Source organism: Endozoicomonas sp. ONNA1, assembly GCF_024606325.1.
In the GTDB taxonomy this organism is placed as follows: Bacteria; Pseudomonadota; Gammaproteobacteria; order Pseudomonadales; family Endozoicomonadaceae; genus Endozoicomonas_A.
In genome coordinates this window covers 1-1,354 of sequence record NZ_JAHHPN010000373.1, presented here as the reverse complement: position 1 = coordinate 1,354, position 1,354 = coordinate 1, and the positions used below count along the sequence as shown (strand labels likewise).

At 43.1% G+C, this 1,354-nt stretch carries 2 protein-coding genes; one reads left to right on the top strand and one right to left on the bottom strand.

The annotated features are described in order from the left end of the window. Nucleotides 1-466, top strand: a 466-nt coding sequence (locus KDK19_RS08660) for a hypothetical protein (RefSeq protein ID WP_257291745.1), incomplete at its 5' end; no start/stop codon positions are given. Between the two features lie 32 nt (nt 467-498). Here KDK19_RS08660 and KDK19_RS08655 read toward each other — a convergent pair. After that, nucleotides 499-1,071 (bottom strand): hypothetical protein, encoded by a 573-nt coding sequence (locus KDK19_RS08655; RefSeq protein ID WP_368736452.1) that lies wholly within the window; start codon nt 1,069-1,071, stop codon nt 499-501. Nucleotides 1,072-1,354: the final 283 nt, after the last annotated feature.

Genomic DNA, 1,354 nt, shown 5'->3' with positions numbered 1-1,354 from the left:
TTATTATACATATCAATACCCGGACGAAGTTGCAGGTTTAATTTTTCTTGATCATCCTCATGAAGATTGGTTTAGTTATGTACGAGAAAATTGGTCTGCTGAAGAAAAAGAGCAATACTTTAAACGGTGGAATCCAGAAATTACCAGTCCAAATGAGGTTGGAAAAATCGAGGCAACCCAATACGATAATAATAATGACCTTATTCGGGGGAAAAAAATTCCAGCAGATATGCCTGTGTTAATGTTTACAGGTAGAAATTTATATCATTTTAGAAAGCATGAGGCAGGAATAGTTGAAGACACACAATGGTGGATTGACGCGCAGTCGTCATTACTTGATGGTGCTAATAATGCCAGGCATGTGGTAGATCTTGAGCTTGAACACTTTCCTCATAATACGAAACCAAAAAAGGTACAGAAGGAGGTAAACCTGTTCATTGATGCTATTATGGAACAGCGGTTCTAAGCGTTGAATAGGAGATGAAGCTGTAAAGATTGTTAAACTTCGGGTATCTTGGTCTTTGCTAACGCATCATCCAGCAAGTTTTGTGGAATGCTATTTTGACAAATGCCTCCTGATTCAGTGATCGAATCCCCGCCGTTATAGGATTCGCAACCTGCAACCATACCCGAGCCTGGCGTGTAGTAAATTCGATTGCCTGTGGAGGTATAATTGGAACCGTCACCATCACCCAACCTTACCCCTACGCCGGGAAGCGGCGAATCGTACAAAACGGTATTATTTCTGACGGTAACATTATCTGACTGCGGCAGATCAGGATAGGAATTTTCATCCCGATTAGGAACTCTTATAACATTTGCACCATGTGATGATGCCTGATGCACAACGGTATTGTCCTCTATGACAACATCCTGGCAAACGGCGCATCCGATTCCCACATTGCCGACGTTTACCACTGTATTTCCTCGAATCCTTAAACCTGGGAACTCCTCCGGGAGCCCGCCATAACCGTTATCGACAGCGATTCCCCAGCAAGATGCATGCACTGCATCAGGGTCTTCCCAGATCACGTTATTTTCAATCAGCAGGTTGGTATTAGCGCCATGCACCACTAGTGATGCCCCGCGGCACTCACCCCCGATCATCGTGCTTTGATACACCCAATTGTTTCTGATAGTTTCGTTAATGCCACTCTTACTAATATATATATTGTGACTCAAGTTAGGCGCTTTCCAACCATTGTTAACAAATACGGAATTCTCAATTAGAAGATTATCACCCCCACCTAACCAGCCCTGGCCGTAGTTGTCATGAATGAAAACCCTCTGGACTGTCAAATAATTGAGTGTTCCGACTCAACGAGGATGCGGAGGGTTAAAAAAACTTTTTTTT